We start from the raw sequence: 19,381 nt of genomic DNA, 5'->3' as shown, positions 1-19,381 counted from the left end.
AGTTCGCGGATAAGTCCGCTGCTACAGGGGTCACAAGCCCATAAAAAACGCCGCGACCCTGCAAGGGCATCGCGGCGTTTTTCTAACCGATCGGAGCAATCAGAACGGCCAATCGCTGCCGGCCTCGTTGGCCGCGGTACGCAACGCCGCCAGCACATCCTCCGGCAGCTCCAGCCCCTGCTCGAAGGCCTTCGTCCGGCGCGCGATGCCGGCGTGACCCGGCATGCGCACGGGGCTCTGTGCCACGCGCGGGCGGCTTTCCAGGCAGGCTGCAACGAAGTGATCCATCTCCGCTTTCAGCTCCTCGACGCCGCCGAAGAAGGCCGGGTCGAAGGTCAGCACGGTGACGGCGGCGCCCCATTGCTTGACGCCGTCCTTGCGGCCGAAGCCGCCCAGGCCGGCGGTCAGCGCTTCCACCAGGGTCCCGAGGGCGAAGCCCTTGTGGCCGAACTCCAGGCTGCCCAGGGGCAGGATGGCGCCCGGTGGCGTGGCGAAGAAGGTCGCGGTGTCGCGCGTTGGCTGGCCGTCCTGGTCGATCAGCGCCGCATGTTCCAGCTGGCCGCCGGCCTGGTGGGTCTTGTTGACCAGGCCGTTGGTGATGGTCGACATGCTGACGTCGATAAGCACCGGCTTGTCCCCGGTGGGGATGCCGATGCCGAGCGGGTTCGGCGTGTACACCGGGTCCAGCCCGCCGTGCGGCGCCACCGAGGCGACCGCCGGGTCGGAGGTGAGCACCAGGGGGATTAGGTTTTGCTCGGTGTAGCGTTGCAGGTAGGCGGCCAGGCAGGCGATATGGTGCGAGCGGCGGATGCTGGCTACGCCGATGCCGAAGGTGCGCGCGGCCCGGGCGGTGAAATCCAGCGCCTGTTCCACGCAGTAGGGGCCGAGCAGGTAGTCGGCGTCGTAGAGCACCACCGCCGGGCTCTGGCGCACGACCTGCAGGCTGGCGGCCTGGCCTTTGGCGTGGCCGCTGCGCAGATCGCGCAGATAGCCCTGGGCCAGTTTCACGCCGTGTGTGTGGTGGCCGAGCAGGTCGCCTTCCACCAGCACCCGGCTGACCACGCTGGCCACTTCCGGGCTGACGTCGGCGTGGAGGAACAGTCGCTCGACGAAGCGTTCGAGTTGTTGCGGGGCGATACGGCTCATTCGATGGCTTCCTTGGTCGGGGGGAGGGCGCCGGGGTAGCGTGTGCGCCAGAGCTTGGCGAGCAACGGGAACAGGGCGATCAGCAGCACCAGCAGCGCCAGGCCGATGCTGATCGGCCGTTCGACAAAGGCCAGCAGGTTGCCGTCGGCCTTGATCATCGAGGTCATGAAGTTGGTTTCCAGGATGTTGCCCAGCACCAGGCCGAGAATCGCCGGGGCGATGGGGAAGTCGGCGCTGGCGATCAGGTAGGCGGCAACGCCGCAGGCCAACATGATCCAGACATCGGTGAGGCTGTTGTTGATGGCGAAGGCGCCGACGATGCAGAAGCACAGGATGATCGGCATCAGCACCCGGGTCGGCGTCACGGCGAACACGTGGGCACCGCGGATCGCCAGGTAGCCGATGGGCAGGAGGATCAGGTTGGCGACGAAGAAGGCGGTGAACAGGCCGTAGGCCATGGCGCTGTTGTCCATGAAGATGGTCGGGCCGGGGTTCATGCCCTTCATGTACAGCACGCCGATGACGATGGCGGTGATCGAGTCGCCGGGGATGCCGAACACCAGGGCGGGCACCCAGGCGCCGGCGACCGCCGAGTTGTTCGCCGAGCTGGCGTCGACCAGCCCCTCGACGTGGCCAGTGCCATACACTTCGGGTGTCTTCGAGCGCTTCTTGCTCAGCGCATAGGCGATCCAGGCGGCGATGTCGGCGCCGGCGCCCGGCAGGGAGCCGATGAAGGCGCCCAGGCTGCTGCCGCGAATCACGTTCTTCCAGTAGCGCCTGAGATGGCCGGGAACCTTGCCGAACACGCTGCCGTGCTGCGGGGCGATGCTCTGCGCCGGGCGTTCGCCGTCTGCCCTGGGCAGGCTGTAGAGCTTCATCACCTCGTACATGGCGAAGAAACCGATCATCACCGGGATGAAGTTGATGCCGCCCATCAGATCCGGCACATCGAAGGTGAAGCGCGGGGCGCCGGTGACCAGATCCAGGCCGACGGTCGCCAACAGCAGGCCGACCATCAGCGACAGGAAGCCCTTGGTCGCCGAGCCCTGGGAGATGAACACAGCGCTGCCGAGACCGAGCACGGCCAGCCAGAAGTACTCGAAGGAGCTGAAATTGAGAGCGAATTCGGCCAAGGACGGCGCGATCATCACCAGCACCAGGGTGCCCACCAGGCCGCCGATCACCGAGCAGGTGACGTTCAGCCCTAGGGCCTCGCGGGCGCGCCCCATGCGGCCCAGGGCCGCGGAATCACCGACATAGGCCGCCGAGGCGGGGGTGCCGGGAATGTTCAGGTAGGTGCCGGGGATGTCGCCGGCGAAGATGGCCATGGCCGCGGTGGTGATGATCGCCGCGATGGCGGCGGTCGGTTCCATGGCGAAGGTGATGGGCACCAGCAGGGCCACGGCCATGGTCGCGGAAAGCCCGGGAATGGCGCCGACGAAGACCCCGAACAGGGCCGCGAGCAGGATCACCAGGAGCGTCTGGAAGTTGAAGACGAGCAGGATGCCGTCCAGTAGTGCGTTCATGCGTGGCTCCTTAAAAACCTAGGGGCCCGACGGGCAGGGGAACTTTGAGCAAATGTCCGAAGGAATAACTGATCACCGCGGTGGCCACCACGCTGACCGCGATGGCTGGCAGCACGCGTACGCCACGCTGGATCAGCAGCACCAGCATGATCAGCAGCATCATCGGGGCGGCGCCGAGGGTCTCGCTGAAATAGATGTAGGCCACGACCAGGGCGCAGGGCAGCAGCACGGCGAAACTGGACGGGGCGATGGTCGCGGCGACACGCACGGCGGCGCCGTTGGTGCGCAGTTGGCGCAGGGCGCCGAGGCTCAACAGGGTTCCGCCGCCGGCCATGCCGATGGCAATCAGGGTGGGGAACAGATCGGCACCGTAGCGCATGCCGGGCACCGCGGGGAATTCGCGGGCCAGCAGCCAGACGGCAATGCCTAGAGCGATGAAAATCACGCCGAATACGAGGTCTTTCATGGTGCTGTCTCATCCAGCCGGGCAAAACGGTCAACGCCCCGGAGGGGGCGTCGAGGCGGGCAGGGGGTTATCTCTTCATGCCGATCTTTTCGATGATGCCGCCCATGTAGGCGTTGTTTTCCTCGAGGAAGGCGCTGAAGTCGGCGGCGTTGCGCCACTCCATGCCGAAGCCGAGTTTGCGCATGTAGTCCTGGTACGTCGCGGAGTTGTAGGCTTTCTCCAGCGCCGCTTCGAGCTTGGCGACGATTTCCGGCGGCAGGTTCTTCGGCCCGGCGACGCCGCGCCACTCGCCCAGGGAGTAGTCGCTGCCCAGGGTTTCCTTGAGGGTGGGGATATCCGGGAAGGCCGGATTGCGCTCCGGCGAGAGGATCGCCAGGCCCTTGGCCTTGCCCGCCTCAATCATCGAGCGGGCTTCCGGTACCGAGGTCGGCACCAGCTGGATGCTGCCGGCGGCCAGTTCGACCATGGCCGGTGCGGCGCCCTGGCTCGGCACGAAGGTGATCTTCTGCGGGTCGATGCCCTGTTCCAGCAGCAGGCCGGAGAAGGCCACGTGCCAGATGCCGCCCAGACCGGTGCCGGACGCCTTGATGGTGCCCTTGGGTTCGTTGCGGATGGTGTCGAGTAGTTCGTCGACGCTGTTGTACGGCGCATCCGCTGCCACCTGGACGCCCGGATAGTCGTAGTTGGTCATGGCGATCGGGGTGAAGTCCTTGTAGGTCAGCTTGGTCAGCCCCTGCCAGTGCATCATGTTCAGTTCGCCGGTGATGAAGCCCAGGGTGTAACCGTCGGGCTTGGCGGTGGTCATCACGCTGTGGCCGACCACGCCGTTACCGCCGGCCCGGTTGACCACGTTGATGGTGACGCCCAGTTCCTGTTCCAGCGCTGCGGCGATGCCGCGCGCGGCGGCGTCGCTGCCGCCGCCTGCCGCCCAGGGCACGATCAGCTGGATGGGTTTTTCCGGGTAGGCAGCCATGGCCATGGGCGAGATGAACAGCGCGGAGAGCAGCAGGGATTTCAAGGTACGGCGCGAGGCGCGCACAGCCTGGTAGGAAAGCATGACAGTCACCTGTTGAAATTATTGTCAGTGATCGCCGCGGCGCAGCAAGGCGTCCGCCGGCGATAACCCGTGCCGAAGGGCAGGGCATGGGAGCAAGCTATTGTCTGACAAGTCCGACTGTCTAATGAGGCTTTGTCATCGACTCATAACGAACGGTTATCTGGCTTCATCGAGGGTCTGGCGCAGGGCTGCGCAGAACTGCTCGGCATTGCTCGACAGCGGCTCGTCACGGCGGCGAATCAGACCGTAGCCCAGCGAGGGCGTCTGCAGCGGGGGCTGCAGCAGAACCAGTTGGCCGAGGGCGACTTGCTGTAGGACGATGGCCTCGGGCAGCAGGGCCAGGGCCGGGCTGTGATGCAGCAGGTGCAGGCTCGACTGCACGGAGGCGGTTTCCACCCGATTGACCGGGAAGGCGATGCCGGCATCGGAGAAGGCCTGCTCGATCATCCGGCGCAGCGGCGTGTGCGGCGGATAGACCACCCAGGGCCACTGCTCCAGGTCGCGCGCTGCCGGCGCCGCCTCGCGAGCCAACGGATGGCTCGGGTCGGCGCAGAGCAGGAACGGCTCGCTGGCCAGTTCCTGGTACTCGAAGTGTTCCTGCTGGCGGGGTTCGGTGAAGCGGCCGATGACCAGGTCAAGCTGCTTGTGCAGGAGCATCTGCAGCAACTGGTCGCTGGTGTGTTCGAGCAGTTCTATGGTCAGCAGGGGGCGCTGCCGTTTCAGGCGCAGCAGGGTTTGCGGCACCACCTGCGCGGTGGCGGCGAAGATCGCCCCGATGCGCAGGTGGCCGTAGCCGCCGTGGCGCAGGGCATTGAGCTCCTGGGCGAAGTGCCGGCAGTCGTTCAGCGTGCGCCGGGCGAAGGCGATCACCACCTGGCCGAGTTCGGTGGCCACCAGTTCGCGCGGTTGGCGCTCGAACAGGGGGAAGTCGAGCAACTGCTCGATCTCGCGCAGCATCTTGCTCACCGCCGGTTGGCTAAGGCCCATCTGCTGCGCGGTGGCGTGCATGTTGGCGGTATCGGCGAGGGTCTCGATCAGTTGCAGATGGCGCAGGCGCAGCCAGTTGTGCATGGCGGGAAGCTTGCTCAGGCTCACGGGTACGGGGCTCCCTGGAGAGGTGGGCGATAACCAGCGTGTATCGGGCGCTGAGGATTCGTCATTGGTCGGACGCGCGAACGCTTGGCTATGGTCGCACAGCACCGGCCGTGGCCTCCATTGATGGATGCGCGGCGGCCGCCCTTATCGACCACTGAAGAGTTCCGCCATGGCCCGTCCGCTGATTCTCACCCCCGACAACACGCTGCCCGAGGATGGCCTCGCCGGCACCCTGCTGGCGCGCATCTGGCTGCCTGCGGCCGTCCCCGGGCCGGCGCCCGTGCTGCTGCGCGAGGAGGGCGTGTTCGACCTCAGCGCGCTGTCGCCGACCCTGGCCGGCCTGTGCGAGCTCGACGACCTGCTGGGCCGCTTGCGCTCGCTGCAGGCGCCGCGCATCTGTAGCGTCGAGGAACTATTGGCCAACAGCGGCAGCGTGCGCGACCCACTGTTTCCCAGCCTGCTGGCGCCGGCGGATCTGCAGGTGATCAAGGCTGCGGGCGTGACTTTCGCCGCGAGTATGGTCGAGCGGGTGATCGAGGAGCGCGCCGGCGGCGACCCGCAGCGCGCCGAAGAGATCCGCGAACAGGTCCGCGCGGTGATCGGCGACAACCTGCGCAGCATCGTGCCGGGCTCGGCAAACGCCGCGCGACTGAAGGCCCTGCTGCTGGAGAAAGGCCTCTGGTCGCAGTACCTGGAAGTGGGCATCGGCCCGGATGCCGAGGTATTCACCAAGGCGCCGGTACTGGCGGCCATGGGCAGCGGCATGGACATCGGCATCCACCCGGGCTCGGCGTGGAACAACCCCGAGCCGGAGGTGGTGCTGGTGGTCAACAGCCAGGGGCAGGTGCTCGGCGCCACGCTCGGCAACGACGTCAACCTGCGCGACTTCGAAGGCCGCAGCGCGCTGCTGCTGAGCAAGGCCAAGGATAACAACGGCTCGTGCGCCATTGGCCCGTTCATCCGCCTGTTCGATGAGGGCTTCGGCATCGACGACGTGCGCAACTGCGAGGTGGATCTGCGCGTGGAAGGCGAGGACGGCTTCGTGCTCAACGGCCGCAGCAGCATGAACCAGATCAGCCGCGACCCGCTGGATCTGGTCGGGCAGACGCTGAACGACAACCACCAGTACCCCGATGGTTTCCTGCTGTACCTGGGTACGCTGTTCGCCCCCACCGAGGATCGCGATCAGCCGGGCAACGGCTTCACCCACAAGCTGGGCGATTGGGTCAGCATCAGCAGCCGCCAGCTCGGCGGATTGCACAACCGCGTGCAGCACAGCAGCGCCCTGGCGCCCTGGCGTTTCGGCCTGCTGGCGCTTATCGACAACCTGGCGCGACGCCAGCGCTTGTAGGGTGTGTCGCAGGCGCCGATTAGCCCAGTAGCCCGGATGAAATCCGGGGCATCTGCCGCGCCCTTACTCCTCGGCCAGTGCCTGCTGCTCGCTGCGCAAATGCTCCAGCAACAGCGCGGCCAGCGGCGACAGGTTGCTGCCCCGGCGATGGATGATGGCACAGGGTTCGTTGCGCGCCTGCAGCTCCAGCGGCAGGCGGCGCAGCAGGCCGAAGCCCTCGCTGGAGCAGGCGATGGAGTGCGGCATCACCGCCACCAGCTGCGGATCCTCCTGAAGCAGGCTGAGCATGGTGAAGGTCGAGGAGGTTTCCAGCGGGTAGCGCGGGAATTCCAATCCGGCCTCGCCGAACTCGCGCTCCAGCACCGTGCGCATCGGCGTGCCGGTGGGGTAGACCACCCAGCTGCAGGTGCCCAGCTCGGCCAGGCTCAGCGCCGGGTTGTGCTGTTGCGGGTGCTGCGGGCTGGCCACCAGCGCCAGGCGCTCCGGGTGCAGGCTCAGGCTCTCGTAGGCATCCGGGTTCTGGCTACCGCTGGTGCGGGCGATGGCCAGATCGAGCCGGCCCTCGTCGAGCAGTTTGAGCAGGCGCGGGCTGATGTCCTCGACGACCTGCACCGAAATGTCCGGCTGCACCTGCCGCAGCCCGGTGAGTGCACGCAGCACCAGTGGCACCGAGCCGGCAATGGTGCCAACGGCCAGGTGTCCGCCATGCCCTTGCAGGATGCCCTGCATTTCCTCGTGCAGATGGGCCAGATCGTTATGGATCAACCGGGCGTAGCGGATCACGCAGCGCCCCAGCTCGTTGGCTTGCAGGCCCTGGGCGCTGCGCACGAACAGCGGCAAACCGAAGGTCGTTTCGATCTCGTGCAGGGCCTTGGTGGCGCCGGGCTGGCTGATGGCGATGCGTTCGGCGGCGCGGTGCAGCGTGCCCAGTTCGTCGAGGGCGATCAGCAGGCGCAGCTGGCGGATACGCAGGCGCGAAACGATGTGACTCAGTGGCGGCAGCATATGGGATGACGAAAAGTTATCACCTAATCAGAAGCTTTCATTAGGCAGCACTCCGGGCAGTTTTTAAAGTGCCCGCCAGCAAGCCGCAGTGGCGGCGAACAAGAACAACGGGAGTAATGCGATGCGGCTGATTCAGTTTGAAAGCGAACAGGGCCAACGTCAGGTCGGCGTCGTCGGTGGCGAGCGCATCAGCGTGGTCAAGGGCGTTGCCAGCACCCGCGAGCTGGCGCTGCAGGCGATCCGCAACGGTCATGGCCTGATCGTCGAGATCGAGCGCCTGGGCGTCGAGCCCGGCCCGCTGTACGTCGAGCTGCTCGAGCAGCGCCGCGTGCTGGCGCCGCTGGATCATGCCGACCCGGCGCACTGCCTGGTGTCCGGCACCGGCCTGACCCACCTGGGCAGCGCCTCGACCCGCGACAAGATGCACCAGCAGGTCGAAGCGCAGCAGGCTGAAGGCAAGCTCACCGACACCATGCAGATGTTCCAGTGGGGCATGGCTGGCGGTCGCCCGGCCGCAGGCATCGCCGGCGCGCAGCCGGAGTGGTTCTACAAGGGCGACGGCAGCATCGTGGTGCGCCCGGGCGAGGACTTCCCGGTGCCCGATTTCGCCGAGGACTTCGGCGAGGAGCCGGAACTCACGGGCCTGTATGTGGTTGCCGACGACGGCCAGCCGTATCGCGTTGGCTTCGCCCTGGGCAACGAGTTCTCCGACCACGTGGTCGAGCGCAAGAACTACCTGTACCTGGCTCATTCGAAGCTGCGCTTCTGCGCCTTCGGCCCGGAAATGCTGATCGGCGAGCTGCCGCGTCACCTGTCCGGCATCAGCCGCATCCGTCGTGGCGGACAGGTGCTGTGGGAGAAGGAGTTCCTTTCCGGCGAGGACAACATGTGCCACAGCCTGGAAAACCTCGAATACCACCACTTCAAGTACCACCAGTTCCTGCGTCCGGGCGACGTCCACGTGCACTTCTTCGGAACCGCGACCCTGTCGTTCGCCGATGGCGTCAAGGCGCAACCGGGCGACACCTTCGAGGTCAGCCTGGACGCCCTGGGCGAGCCGCTGCGCAACGGCATCCGCGTGCAGGCGCCCGGCATCGCCGTCGGGGGGGTGCGCGCGCTGTAACGTCGGACCGGTCCGCGTCCTCACGAGGGGCCGGGCCGCTTCTCTCCAGTACTCGTCCGGCAACCGCATAGCCGGTTGCCAACCCTCGGCCCACCAGGCCGGGGGCTTACCCATTGATCCAATACCGGTGGCGTCAGCGCCGCCGCTTCCCCTGGCAGGAGAACGCCATGCTGAATCTGATTGGTCACAACTACATCGGCGGCGAGCGCCGCGCCGCCGGCAGCATCGAGCATAAGAGCTTCGACGCCAGCAGCGGCGAAGCGCTGCCCTATGCCTTCATTCAGGCCACGCCCGACGAGGTGGCTGCCGCTGCCCAGGCCGCAGCTGCAGCCTACCCGCAGTTTCGCAACCTGTCGGCCGTGCGCCGCGCCGAATTCCTCGAAGCCATCGCCGACGAGATCGACGCCCTCGGTGACGACTTCGTCGCCCTGGTGACCCGCGAGACCGCCTTGCCGGCGGCCCGCATCCAGGGCGAGCGCGGCCGCACCAGCGGGCAGATGCGCCTGTTCGCCAAGGTGCTGCGGCGTGGCGACTTCTACGGCGCGCGTATCGACCGCGCCTTGCCGGAGCGCCAGCCGCTGCCGCGCCCGGACCTGCGTCAGTACCAGATCGGCGTCGGCCCGGTCGCGGTGTTCGGTGCCAGCAACTTCCCGCTGGCGTTCTCCACCGCCGGCGGCGATACCGCTTCGGCCCTGGCCGCCGGCTGTCCGGTAGTGTTCAAGGCGCACAGCGGGCACATGGCCACCGCCGAGTGCGTGGCCGATGCGATCATTCGCGCCGCGGACAAGACCGGCATGCCCAAGGGCGTGTTCAACATGATCTTCGGCTCCGGCGTCGGCGAGGCGCTGGTCAAGCACCCGGCGATCCAGGCCGTCGGTTTCACCGGCTCGCTCAAGGGCGGCCGTGCCCTGTGCGACCTGGCCGCCGCTCGCCCGCAGCCGATTCCGGTGTTCGCCGAGATGTCCAGCGTCAACCCGGTGGTCATCCTGCCTGGCGCGTTGCAGGCACGTGGCGCCAGCGTGGCCAAGGAACTGGCCGGCTCCGTGGTACTGGGCTGTGGCCAGTTCTGCACCAAGCCCGGCCTGGTCATCGGCATCCGCAGTGCCGAGTTCAGCGAATTCGTCGCGCAACTGAGCGACGCCATCGCCAGCCAGCCGGCGCAGACCATGCTCAACGCCGGTACCCTGCGCAGCTATGCCAATGGCGTGGCGCAACTGCTGGGCCATGCCAGGGTCAGCCGCCTGGCTGGCAACGAGCAGGCCGGCAACCAGGCGCAGCCGCAGCTGTTCAAGGCCGACGTGAGCATGCTGTTCGAAGGCGATCATCTGCTGCAGGAAGAAGTCTTCGGGCCGACCACCATCGTGGTGGAAGTGGCCGATAGCGTCGAACTGACCCGCGCGCTGCAAAGCATGCACGGGCAACTGACCGCCACCCTGATCGCCGAACGCAACGACCTGCTGGCCCATCGCGGGCTGCTTTCACTGCTGGAAGAGAAGGCCGGTCGCGTGCTGCTCAACGGCTACCCGACCGGCGTCGAGGTGTGCGATTCCATGGTGCATGGTGGGCCCTACCCGGCGACTTCCGATGCCCGTGGTACCTCGGTCGGCACCCTAGCGATCAATCGCTTCCTGCGCCCGGTGTGCTACCAGAACTACCCGGACGAGGTGCTCCCCGAAGCCCTGCAGGACGCCAACCCGCTGGGCATTCAGCGCCTGGTGGACGGCGTTGCCAGTCGCGCGGCACTGAACTAGGCCGTAACGGCCAGCCAAACGATGCTGCGCCAGCCATGGTGCGGCGTTGTCAGTGGCGGCGCCTGCGCGCCGCCGATTCCCCACCTGTCGAAGATAAGAATAAAGAGATGACAATGCTCATGCGCCATACCCCCCTGTTCGTTGCCTGCAGCCTGGCCGCCGGAATCGCCGCGCTACCCGGCGTCACCCACGCCGCCGGTTTCGTCGAAGACACCAAGGTCACCCTCGGCCTGCGCAACTACTACTTCAACCGCAACTTCCTCAACCACACCGGCCCGCAGGTGCAAGGCGACGACCAGGGCCAGGCCGCCGAGTGGACGCAGAGCTTCATCCTCGACGCCCGATCCGGCTTCACCCAGGGCACCGTCGGCTTCGGCCTCGACCTGCTCGGCCTGTACTCGGTCAAGCTCGACGGCGGCAAGGGCACCATCGGCAGCCAGCTGCTGCCGGTCCACGGCACCGGCAACGAGCGCCACGCCCCGGACGACTTCGGCCGCACCGCGGTGGCCGCCAAGGCGAAGCTGTCCAAAACCGAGCTGAAGGTCGGCGAGTGGTTCGCCGTGCTGCCGATCCTCCGCGCCGACGACGGCCGCTCCCTGCCGCAGACCTTCCAGGGCGCCCAGCTGACCTCCAACGAGATCGACGGCCTGACCCTCTACGGTGGCCAGTTCTGGAAGAACAGCCAGCGCAACGACGCCAGCCGCGAAGAGATGACTTTTGGCGGTGTCGAGGGCGACGACTTCAACTTCGCCGGCGGCGAACACCGCTTCAACGCCAACAACACCCTGCTCGGCGTCTGGCACGCGCGCCTGGAAGACGTCTACCAGCAGAGCTACGTGCAGCTGACCCACAGCCAGCCGGTGGGCGACTGGGTGCTGGGCGCCAACCTCGGCTACTTCGACGGCAAGGACGAAGGCGCGGCCAAGGCCGGCAAGCTGGACAACAAGGTCTACCAGGGCGCGTTCACCGCCAGGACCGGCAACAACAGCTTCATGCTCGCCTACCAGCATCTGGACGGCGACAGCAAGTTCCTGCGCATCGACGGCACCAGCGGCGGCACCCTGGTCAACGACGGCTTCACCAACAGCTACGACAACCCCGAAGAGCGTTCCTGGCAGATCCGCCACGACTACAACTTCGCCGGCCTCGGCATCCCCGGCCTGACCCTGATGAACCGCTACGTCAGCGGCTCCAACATCCACACCGGCGGCCGTACCGATGCCGAGGAGTGGGGGCGCGAGTCCGAGCTGGCCTACACCATCCAGGAAGGCAGCCTGAAGAACCTCAGCGTGCGCTGGCGCAACTCCGACGTGCGTCGCGACGTCGGCATGGACCTGCAGGAGAACCGTCTGATCATCAACTACCCGCTGTCGATCCTGTAACGCCCGACGCGCCAGCGCGTCCGCTTGTCTCCATGTGTGTACGGCACTTTGCGCCCGTCCTTGCGACGGGCTTTTTCCTAATGGGCAGAGGGCTTTCAGCTCTATGCGCCGGCCAGCGACTGAATGCGGCCCGCTGGCGAGGGTTCAGGGCCTGTGCTTGGCCATGTGCTGCAGATAGCCAAGCAACTCGTTCAGCTCCCGCTCGCTCAGCACCGCTTCGCTGAACCCCGGCATCCTTCCCTGCGGCCATTTGCGCAGGCTCTGCGGGTCGCGGATGTACAGGCGCAGGAACGCCTCGCCGAGGTATTCGGTGGGGTTGTGCGGGATATTCAGGTCGGGGCCGAAGGCGGAGTCGCCGGCGCCGTTGAGGCGGTGGCAGGCCAGGCAGTGTTTCTGGAACTGGGCGAAGCCGGCCTGCACCTCGGCGCTGGCCTCGGCGGCCGGTAGCAGGGCGGGGAAGCGTTGCGCCACCGGCGCCAGTTGGCGGATGCGCGATACCTGGAACGGCCATTGCTCCGGGCCGATCTGGCTGGCGGCCGGGTCGGTCCAGACCAGGTAGAAGGGGCCGGCGCTGGGTTTGCCTTGGCCCAGCGGAGGCCAGGGCTGGGCCGGGTCTTCCACCGCCAGCCAGGCTTTGGCGCCCTGGCTGGCGAGCAGGCTGGCGGCCGGCAACTCGGCGGCGAAACCGTCCAGGGCCACGGCCTGCAGGTGGTCGCCCGGCGCGATGCCATCGAGCAGTGCGCTCAGCGGCACGGCGCGGTAGCGCATGGCGCGTTTGTAGCTGACGTCCTCGGCGATCTCCACGCTCTGCGCCTGCGGGTGGGCGAGCAGTTCGGCGGTTTGCCAGGTGCGCTCGCCGCTGCCGAGCTGGATATGCAGTTCGGCAGCCTGGGCGGTGCCGAGCAGAAAGAGGGCGAGCAGGGGCGCGAGTGCGTTCAAACCTGGGGCTCCGTCATGGGTTGAGGCGTCGTGTCGATGCCACCCTAGCACAATTGCCCGCGCCGCCTCGGCGGTCTAGCATGCGTCCTTTTGATTGGCGGGAGAGCCCCATGCTGGCCGAGTTGTTCGCTGTTCTGGCCCCGGTGCTGATCGCCGCTGGCATCGGTTATGGCTGGGCGCGCAAGGGGCATGCCTACCCGACCGATTTCGTCGCGCGCATGGTGCTCAATATCGGCACGCCCTGTCTGGTGCTGTCGACCCTCAGCCGCGCCGAGCTGGACAGCGCCGCCTTCGCCGAGATGGCCCAGGCCTGCGTGCTGGTGACTCTGGGCATGGGCCTGATCGGCCTGCTGCTGAGCCGCCTGTTCGCCATCGACTGGAAGGTGCTGGTGCCGGCCTACCTGTTCCCCAACTCCGGCAACATGGGCCTGCCGATGGCGCTGTTCGCCTTCGGCGAGCCTGGCCTGGCGCTGGCGGTGGCGTTCTTCCTGGTGCTCTCGGTGGGGCATTTCAGCCTGGGCATGCTGCTGTCCGGCGCCGAGCGCTCGCTCAAGGGCCTGCTGGTCAACCCGATCATGATCAGCCTGGCGCTGGTGCTGCCGGTTTTGCTGCTCGACCTGCAATTGCCGCGCTGGCTGGCCAATACCGTCGACCTGCTCGGCGGCATGACCATCCCGCTGATGCTGATCACCCTCGGCGTGTCGCTGGCCAGCATCCGCGTGCAGCATATCGGCAGCGGCCTGCTGCTGGGGCTGCTGCGCATCCTCTGCGGCGCCGCGCTGGCCTGGGCCATCGGCTGGCTGCTGGCGCTGCCGCCGCTGGTGCATGCGGTGTTGGTGCTGCAGTCGTCGATGCCGGTGGCGGTGTTCAACTACCTGTTCGCCGTGCGCGCCGGACGCTCGCCCGAGCAGGTAGCCAGCCTGGTGCTGTGCTCGACCCTGCTGGCGTTCGCGCTGATTCCTCTGCTGTTGGCGTGGTGGATGCCCGCACTGCGCTGAGCGCGCCACGGCGACAGCGCGCGTGCGGGGTGGTTGACGAGTTCAGCTGACCAGACGGGTCAGGTTGGGAAGGATCAGGACGACCGCCGTGGCGAAGAGAATTACGCCGGCTTGGCGGTATTTCGGCTGTTTGAACATGGCCGCATGCCTTTTGTTGTTATTGGTGTGGCGTCGGATGCCCGCGATAGCGCACTGCGGGCTGCAGCGTCACGCCTTAGCGTGGTCTGACTCACCGCCCCGGCATGACCCGGCGGCGGTTCCCTGCGCCCGTTTCGCGACGGGTGCAGGAGTAACTCTAGGGCTGGCGTCACAGATCCTTTAGATGACTTGGTTGCTAGCAGCGGGCTGCTAGGAATTTCGGGCTATGCATGGCCTCTGGCCATCCACCAGCGAGCCCGGAGGCAGACGCCTTGCTTGGGCTTCGCCGGCGTGCGCGGACTAAACGACCGTTCGTCTGAGCTCAGCGGTCAATGGGCCTGAGCGCTTCGGTCATTGAGCGCTTGGCGCCTGGCGCTATGGTAGGGAGGCTCAATAAGAACAGGCGCTGCCGAGCGCCGCACGACCCTCGAGGACGCCATGACCGAAGCATATATTTTCGACGCGGTGCGCACGCCCCGCGGCAAGGGCAAGAAGGACGGCGCGCTGTACAGCGTCAAGCCCGTCAACCTGATCGTCGGCCTGCTGGGCGCCCTGCAAGCGCGCAACGAGCTGGACACCAGCCAGGTCGACGACATCGTCCTTGGCTGCGTGACCCCGGTGGGCGACCAGGGTGCCGATATCGCCAAGACCGCGGCGATGGTCGCCGACTGGGACGTCAGCGTCGCCGGCGTGCAGCTCAACCGCTTCTGCGCCTCGGGCCTGGAGGCGGTGAACCTGGGCGCGATGAAGGTGCGCTCGGGCTTCGAGGACCTGGTGGTGGTCGGCGGCGTGGAGTCCATGTCGCGCATTCCCATGGGCTCGGACGGCGGTGCCTGGGTGATGGACCCGGAAACCAATATCCACACCAATTTCGTGCCGCAGGGCATCGGCGCCGACCTGATCGCGACCCTGGAAGGCTTCAGTCGCGCCGATGTCGACGCCTTCGCCCTGCGCTCGCAGCACAAGGCCGCGCGCGCCAGTGCCGATGGCTCGTTCGCCAAGTCGCTGATCCCGGTCACCGACCAGAACGGCATCGTGCTGCTCGACCACGACGAATTTATCCGCGGCGATTCCACCCTCGAAGGCCTGGGCAAGCTCAAGCCGAGCTTCGAGATGATGGGCCAGATGGGCTTCGACGCCACCGCGTTGCGCGTCTACAGCCATGTCGAGCGCATCGAGCACGTGCACACGCCGGGCAACAGCTCCGGCATCGTCGATGGCGCGGCGCTGATGCTGATCGGCTCCGCGGCCAAGGGCAAGGAGCTGGGCCTCAAGCCCCGTGCGCGCATCGTTGCCACCGCGGTGACCAGCACCGACCCGACCATCATGCTCACCGGCCCGGCCCCGGCCACGCGCAAGGCCCTGGCCAAGGCCGGGCTGGCCATCGACGACATCGACCTGTTCGAGGTCAACGAAGCCTTCGCCTCGGTGGTGATGAAGTTCATGAAGGACATGGGCGTGCCGGAGAGCAAGGTCAACGTCAACGGCGGCTCCATCGCCATGGGCCATCCCCTGGGCGCCACCGGCTGCGCCATTCTCGGCACCCTGCTGGACGAGCTGGAGGCGCGCAACCTGCGCTACGGCCTGGCCACCCTCTGCGTGGGTGGCGGCATGGGCATCGCAACGATCATCGAGAAGGTCTGAGGCGGAGAAGAAAAATGACAGACGCCATCCGTTACGAGAAAGGCCAGGACAACATCGTCGTCCTGACCATGGACATGCCCGGCCAGAGCGCCAACACCATGAACGCGGTGTACCGCGAGGCCATGGGCCGCACCGTCGAGCGCCTGGAGGCCGAGAAGGACGCCATCGCCGGGGTCATCATCACCTCGGCCAAGAAGACCTTCTTCGCCGGCGGCGATCTCAATGAACTGGTCAAGGTCACCAAGGCCGAGGCCAACGCCTTCTACCAGATGGTGCTGGGCCTCAAGGGCCAGCTGCGCCGCCTGGAAACCCTCGGCAAGCCGGTGGTGGCCGCCATCAACGGCGCGGCCCTGGGCGGCGGCTGGGAAATCTGCCTGGCCTGCCATCACCGCATCGCCCTGGCCGACGGTGGCGTGCAGCTCGGCCTGCCGGAAGTGACCCTGGGCCTCTTGCCCGGTGGCGGCGGCGTGGTGCGCATGGTGCGCCTGCTGGGTATCGAGAAGGCGCTGCCGTACCTGGCCGAAGGCAAGAAGGTGCGTCCGGAGCAGGCCCTCAAGGCCGGCCTGATCCATGACCTGGCCGCGACCCCGGACGAGATGCTGGCCAAGGCCCGCGCCTGGATCGCCGCCAACCCCAAGGCGGCGCAACCCTGGGATACCCCCGGCTACAAGATCCCCGGCGGCACGCCTTCCAGCCCCAACGTGGCGCAGATGCTGGCCATCGCCCCGTCGGTGCTGCGGGACAAGACCAAGGGCTGCTTCCCGGCGCCGGAGAAGATCATGTGCGCCGCCGTCGAGGGCGCCCAGGTGGACTTCGACACCGCGCAGTTGATCGAGGCCCGCTACTTCACCGAGCTGACCACCGGTCAGGTGGCGAAGAACATGATCGGCACCTTCTGGTTCCAGTTCAACGAGATCAACGCCGGCAGCTCGCGCCCGCAGGGCATCGCGCAGTACGTGACGAAGAAGGTCGGTGTGCTCGGCGCCGGCATGATGGGCGCGGGCATCGCCTATGTGTCGGCGGCCGCCGGCATCGAGGTGGTGCTCAAAGACGTGTCCGTCGAGGCGGCCGAGAAGGGCAAGGCCTACTCGGCCAAGCTGCTCGACAAGAAGGTCAGCCGTGGCCATATGACTGCCGAGAAGCGCGACGCCTTCCTCGCCCGCATCAAGCCGACCGCCAGCGAGGCCGACTTCGCCGGCTGCGACCTGATCATCGAGGCGGTGTTCGAGGACCGCGAGCTCAAGGCCAAGGTGACTGCCGCCGCAGAAGCCGCCGCGCTCCCCGATACGGTGATCGCCTCCAACACCTCGACCCTGCCGATCACCGGCCTGGCGACTGCAGTTCAGCGTCCGGACAAATTTATCGGCCTGCACTTCTTCAGCCCGGTCGACAAGATGCCGCTGGTGGAGATCATCAAGGGCGCCAGGACCAGCGACGAGACCCTGGCCCGTGGCTTCGACTACGTGCTGCAGATCAAGAAGACCCCGATCGTGGTCGAGGACAGCCGCGGCTTCTTCACCTCGCGGGTGTTCGGCACCTTCACCAACGAGGGCATCGCCATGCTCGGCGAGGGCGTGAGCGCGGCGATGATCGAGGCCGAGGCACGCAAGGCCGGCATGCCGGTGGGTCCGCTGGCGATCAGCGACGAAGTGTCGATGAGCCTGATGGACCATATCCGCCAGCAGACCGTGGCCGACCTGGCCACCGAGGGCAAGAGCATTCCCGAGCACCCGGCGTTTGCCGTGATCGACCTGATGCTCAAGGAGTACAAGCGCCCGGGCAAGGCCGCCGGTGGTGGCTTCTACGACTACCCTGAGGGTGGCAAGAAGCACCTGTGGCCGCAGCTCAAGGCACGCTTCGAGAAACCGGATGCGCAGATCTCTCAGGAGGACGTGCGCGACCGCATCCTGTTCATCCAGGCCATCGAGACCGTACGCTGCGTGGAGGAGGGCGTGCTGAAGTCCGTCGCGGACGCCAATGTCGGCTCGATCTTCGGCATCGGCTTCGCCGCCTGGACCGGCGGGGCGCTGCAGTTCATCAACCAGTACGGGGTGAAGGACTTCGTCGCCCGCGCCCAGTACCTGGCCGAGCAGTACGGCGAGCGCTTCCTGCCGCCGGCGCTGTTGCTGGAGAAGGCCGCCAGGGGCGAGAGCTTCTGAGGCTGAGCAGGCCCGATAAAAAACGGCCCGCAAGGGCCGTTTTCATTGGCTGGATCAGTTCTCCAGCTGGTCGCGGGTGACCTGGCCGCTCTTGCCGTCGATGCGGAACTCGTAGAGCTGGCCATCCTGCTTCAGGCCTTCGCCTTCCCAGTAGCCCTCGTCGTCGGCCTTGATCTTGTGCAGCTCGGTGTAGCCGGCCGCGCGGGCCTTGCTCAGGGCATCTTCGATGCTGATCCAGTCGCTGCCGGGACGATCCGCCAGGGCGTTGCCGGCCAGCAGCAGACCGCCAGCAGCAGACCGCCAGCATCAGGCGGCCTGGCGCCAACTCCGGACCGCTTCGTGGATCGCCAGTATTTCGCTGTGGCGGGTCGGCATGCGCAGGGTCAGCATGCTGCCGTCTTCCAGTTGCAGGGCGGCTTCGCTTTCGAACTGCAGGCGGTGCCCGTCGAATTGGGCATAGGTGACGCCGTAGGCGTCCAGGCTGAGCTGGCTGTGCATGATGACGGCCTCACTTGACGCTGGATTTGTCCGCCGGAGCGGGGCGTGGGGCGCTGCTGCCGTGGTAGGCGGTGGCGGCGAACAGACTGGCGAGGGCGGCGTAACGGCTCATGGCATTGTCCTTCTGGGCGAGTGGGCAGGGGCCCGATGCCGCGATCATCCGACAGGCGCGCGGACGACAGAAGTCGAAGGCATTTATGGTGACTATCGAGCGCGCTGATAAGAGCCGCAGACGAAGAAGGTGGGGATTATAAGTTGCGCGGGAAAGTTATACGAAGGCGGGGGCTATATATAAAAGTAAAGTTGCCGCGAGTGGCAACTTTATAAGTGAAGGCGAACATCCCTGTTCGCCCATTTCGGTCAGCGGGTGGCCAGGGCGTAGTTGCTCTGCATCCAGTTCTGATGATGCTCATCGCTGCGGCTCATCGACCACTTGGTCAGGGCCAGCATGGCCAGGGCGCCGCCGACGATCATCAGCGGGTAGGCGGCCATCAGCTCGACCAGCGAGTATTTCCAGGCCAGCGGGCGGCCAACGCCGAGCAGGGCTGCGTAGAACCAGGACACACCGGACAGCGCGCCGGAGAAGATCGCCAGGTTGCGCATGCTCACCGGCAGCTTGAGCAGCGAGCCGGTCTTCTGCAGGGCCGGCAGCACCAGGCTGTGCAGCACCACGCCGTTAATGGTCAGCAGCACGACAATGCTGATCTTGGCCTGCAGCTTGGGGTTGAGGAAGTACTGCATGCCGGCGCTGGAGGCATCCAGGGCGATGATGGCGAGGCCGCTGATCCAGAGCAGGAGGAGCGAGAGGCCCACCACGTTCTTCAGATGTTCCAGGTGTTCGCTGCACTGCTTGGCGCCTTCACCCTTGAGCAGTTGCTTGACCATGGCGATGTCGCTGGTGAGCACCAGGCCGACTGCCACGCAGCAGGCGATCAGGTGAACGTAGACTATCCCTAGACGCATCAGCTCCATGGTTTCCTTTTGCTGTAGTGCCGAAATCAGAAAGGTGTAAAGATCCATGGGGTACCTCGTGTTCTGCAATTAATAAGTAAAAGATGTACGTGCACCTGAACTTGCTAAGTTGGCGCCGACTCGAATTTATT

17 protein-coding genes are annotated in these 19,381 nt (G+C 66.5%); 7 read left to right on the top strand and 10 right to left on the bottom strand.

Annotation, left to right across the window (positions count from 1 at the left end; genetic code table 11):
• Positions 1–99: 99 nt before the first annotated feature.
• The 5 genes from AC1G9C_RS13010 to AC1G9C_RS12990 all read right to left on the bottom strand — a co-directional run bounded on the left by AC1G9C_RS13010 (position 100) and on the right by AC1G9C_RS12990 (position 5,290).
• Positions 100–1,146, bottom strand: coding sequence for an Ldh family oxidoreductase (locus tag AC1G9C_RS13010; protein WP_021444144.1), 1,047 nt, complete (start codon positions 1,144–1,146; stop codon positions 100–102).
• Positions 1,143–2,672: a tripartite tricarboxylate transporter permease gene (locus AC1G9C_RS13005; RefSeq protein ID WP_021444145.1), complete on the bottom strand. Its 1,530-nt coding sequence runs from the start codon at positions 2,670–2,672 to the stop codon at positions 1,143–1,145. The genes AC1G9C_RS13010 and AC1G9C_RS13005 overlap by 4 nt, the downstream gene beginning before the upstream one ends.
• A 10-nt stretch (positions 2,673–2,682) precedes the next feature.
• Positions 2,683–3,138 carry a tripartite tricarboxylate transporter TctB family protein gene (locus AC1G9C_RS13000; protein ID WP_480407763.1) on the bottom strand — a complete coding sequence of 152 codons (456 nt, stop codon included), beginning with the start codon at positions 3,136–3,138 and terminating at the stop codon, positions 2,683–2,685.
• A gap of 67 nt (positions 3,139–3,205) precedes the next feature.
• The gene (locus tag AC1G9C_RS12995) at positions 3,206–4,195 is read right to left on the bottom strand and encodes a tripartite tricarboxylate transporter substrate binding protein (protein ID WP_021444147.1); all 990 of its coding nucleotides are present in this window, start codon (positions 4,193–4,195) and stop codon (positions 3,206–3,208) included.
• Between the two features lie 156 nt (positions 4,196–4,351).
• Complete coding sequence (locus AC1G9C_RS12990) at positions 4,352–5,290, bottom strand: LysR family transcriptional regulator (RefSeq protein ID WP_021444148.1); 939 nt, start codon at positions 5,288–5,290, stop codon at positions 4,352–4,354.
• Positions 5,291–5,459: 169 nt separating this feature from the next.
• Between AC1G9C_RS12990 and AC1G9C_RS12985 the strand changes: the two genes are divergently transcribed.
• Positions 5,460–6,641, top strand: coding sequence for a fumarylacetoacetate hydrolase family protein (locus AC1G9C_RS12985; protein ID WP_480407762.1), 1,182 nt, complete (start codon positions 5,460–5,462; stop codon positions 6,639–6,641).
• A 63-nt stretch (positions 6,642–6,704) separates the two neighbouring features.
• Here the strand turns inward: AC1G9C_RS12985 and AC1G9C_RS12980 are convergent, their stop codons facing one another.
• On the bottom strand, positions 6,705–7,646 hold the full coding sequence (locus AC1G9C_RS12980) for a LysR family transcriptional regulator (protein WP_021444150.1): 942 nt from the start codon (positions 7,644–7,646) through the stop codon (positions 6,705–6,707).
• Between the two features lie 121 nt (positions 7,647–7,767).
• On the opposite strand from AC1G9C_RS12980, the gene araD1 reads away from it, so the two are divergent.
• The 3 genes from araD1 to AC1G9C_RS12965 all read left to right on the top strand — a co-directional run bounded on the left by araD1 (position 7,768) and on the right by AC1G9C_RS12965 (position 11,902).
• On the top strand, positions 7,768–8,769 hold the full coding sequence (araD1, locus tag AC1G9C_RS12975; protein ID WP_021444151.1) for an AraD1 family protein: 1,002 nt from the start codon (positions 7,768–7,770) through the stop codon (positions 8,767–8,769).
• Between the two features lie 167 nt (positions 8,770–8,936).
• Positions 8,937–10,520 (top strand): aldehyde dehydrogenase (NADP(+)), encoded by a 1,584-nt coding sequence (locus AC1G9C_RS12970; protein ID WP_480407761.1) that lies wholly within the window; start codon positions 8,937–8,939, stop codon positions 10,518–10,520.
• 113 nt (positions 10,521–10,633) lie between these two features.
• Positions 10,634–11,902, top strand: a complete 1,269-nt coding sequence (locus tag AC1G9C_RS12965; protein WP_480407760.1) for an OprD family porin — start codon at positions 10,634–10,636, stop codon at positions 11,900–11,902.
• A 144-nt stretch (positions 11,903–12,046) separates the two neighbouring features.
• On the opposite strand, the gene AC1G9C_RS12960 is transcribed toward AC1G9C_RS12965, so the two are convergent.
• The gene (locus AC1G9C_RS12960; RefSeq protein ID WP_480407759.1) at positions 12,047–12,841 is read right to left on the bottom strand and encodes a c-type cytochrome; all 795 of its coding nucleotides are present in this window, start codon (positions 12,839–12,841) and stop codon (positions 12,047–12,049) included.
• Between the two features lie 110 nt (positions 12,842–12,951).
• On the opposite strand from AC1G9C_RS12960, the gene AC1G9C_RS12955 reads away from it, so the two are divergent.
• From AC1G9C_RS12955 to AC1G9C_RS12945, 3 genes are all read left to right on the top strand, one after another.
• A complete protein-coding gene (locus tag AC1G9C_RS12955; protein ID WP_021441968.1) occupies positions 12,952–13,839 on the top strand; it encodes an AEC family transporter in 888 nt (295 codons plus the stop codon).
• Between the two features lie 576 nt (positions 13,840–14,415).
• Positions 14,416–15,621: an acetyl-CoA C-acetyltransferase gene (locus AC1G9C_RS12950; RefSeq protein WP_480407758.1), complete on the top strand. Its 1,206-nt coding sequence runs from the start codon at positions 14,416–14,418 to the stop codon at positions 15,619–15,621.
• A 14-nt stretch (positions 15,622–15,635) separates the two neighbouring features.
• Positions 15,636–17,780, top strand: coding sequence for a 3-hydroxyacyl-CoA dehydrogenase NAD-binding domain-containing protein (locus AC1G9C_RS12945; protein ID WP_480407757.1), 2,145 nt, complete (start codon positions 15,636–15,638; stop codon positions 17,778–17,780).
• A gap of 54 nt (positions 17,781–17,834) precedes the next feature.
• On the opposite strand, the gene AC1G9C_RS12940 is transcribed toward AC1G9C_RS12945, so the two are convergent.
• The 3 genes from AC1G9C_RS12940 to AC1G9C_RS12930 form a co-directional block, all read right to left on the bottom strand.
• Positions 17,835–18,062, bottom strand: a complete 228-nt coding sequence (locus tag AC1G9C_RS12940; protein WP_480410410.1) for a PepSY domain-containing protein — start codon at positions 18,060–18,062, stop codon at positions 17,835–17,837.
• Positions 18,063–18,086: 24 nt separating this feature from the next.
• A complete protein-coding gene (gene ptrC, locus AC1G9C_RS12935; protein WP_021441964.1) occupies positions 18,087–18,278 on the bottom strand; it encodes a type III secretion system co-regulatory protein PtrC in 192 nt (63 codons plus the stop codon).
• A 360-nt stretch (positions 18,279–18,638) separates the two neighbouring features.
• Entirely contained in the window at positions 18,639–19,298 is a 660-nt protein-coding gene (locus AC1G9C_RS12930) for a hypothetical protein (protein ID WP_480407756.1), read from the bottom strand.
• Positions 19,299–19,381 lie beyond the last annotated feature (83 nt).

It is taken from the genome of Pseudomonas sp. ABa2 (assembly GCF_056676075.1).
Note: the sequence above shows the minus strand (reverse complement) of the source record. Positions and strands in the feature narration are given on the sequence as shown.

What these genes read in the sequence shown, in the direction of transcription:
- AC1G9C_RS13010 (WP_021444144.1), bottom strand. Translation starts at nt 1,146, where the DNA reads ATGAGCCGTATCGCCCCGCAACAACTCGAACGCTTCGTCGAGCGACTG.
- AC1G9C_RS13005 (WP_021444145.1), bottom strand. Translation starts at nt 2,672, where the DNA reads ATGAACGCACTACTGGACGGCATCCTGCTCGTCTTCAACTTCCAGACG.
- AC1G9C_RS13000 (WP_480407763.1), bottom strand. Translation starts at nt 3,138, where the DNA reads ATGAAAGACCTCGTATTCGGCGTGATTTTCATCGCTCTAGGCATTGCC.
- AC1G9C_RS12995 (WP_021444147.1), bottom strand. Translation starts at nt 4,195, where the DNA reads ATGCTTTCCTACCAGGCTGTGCGCGCCTCGCGCCGTACCTTGAAATCC.
- AC1G9C_RS12985 (WP_480407762.1), top strand. Translation starts at nt 5,460, where the DNA reads ATGGCCCGTCCGCTGATTCTCACCCCCGACAACACGCTGCCCGAGGAT.
- AC1G9C_RS12980 (WP_021444150.1), bottom strand. Translation starts at nt 7,646, where the DNA reads ATGCTGCCGCCACTGAGTCACATCGTTTCGCGCCTGCGTATCCGCCAG.
- araD1 (WP_021444151.1), top strand. Translation starts at nt 7,768, where the DNA reads ATGCGGCTGATTCAGTTTGAAAGCGAACAGGGCCAACGTCAGGTCGGC.
- AC1G9C_RS12970 (WP_480407761.1), top strand. Translation starts at nt 8,937, where the DNA reads ATGCTGAATCTGATTGGTCACAACTACATCGGCGGCGAGCGCCGCGCC.
- AC1G9C_RS12965 (WP_480407760.1), top strand. Translation starts at nt 10,634, where the DNA reads ATGCTCATGCGCCATACCCCCCTGTTCGTTGCCTGCAGCCTGGCCGCC.
- AC1G9C_RS12955 (WP_021441968.1), top strand. Translation starts at nt 12,952, where the DNA reads ATGCTGGCCGAGTTGTTCGCTGTTCTGGCCCCGGTGCTGATCGCCGCT.
- AC1G9C_RS12950 (WP_480407758.1), top strand. Translation starts at nt 14,416, where the DNA reads ATGACCGAAGCATATATTTTCGACGCGGTGCGCACGCCCCGCGGCAAG.
- AC1G9C_RS12945 (WP_480407757.1), top strand. Translation starts at nt 15,636, where the DNA reads ATGACAGACGCCATCCGTTACGAGAAAGGCCAGGACAACATCGTCGTC.
- ptrC (WP_021441964.1), bottom strand. Translation starts at nt 18,278, where the DNA reads ATGCACAGCCAGCTCAGCCTGGACGCCTACGGCGTCACCTATGCCCAA.
- AC1G9C_RS12930 (WP_480407756.1), bottom strand. Translation starts at nt 19,298, where the DNA reads ATGGATCTTTACACCTTTCTGATTTCGGCACTACAGCAAAAGGAAACC.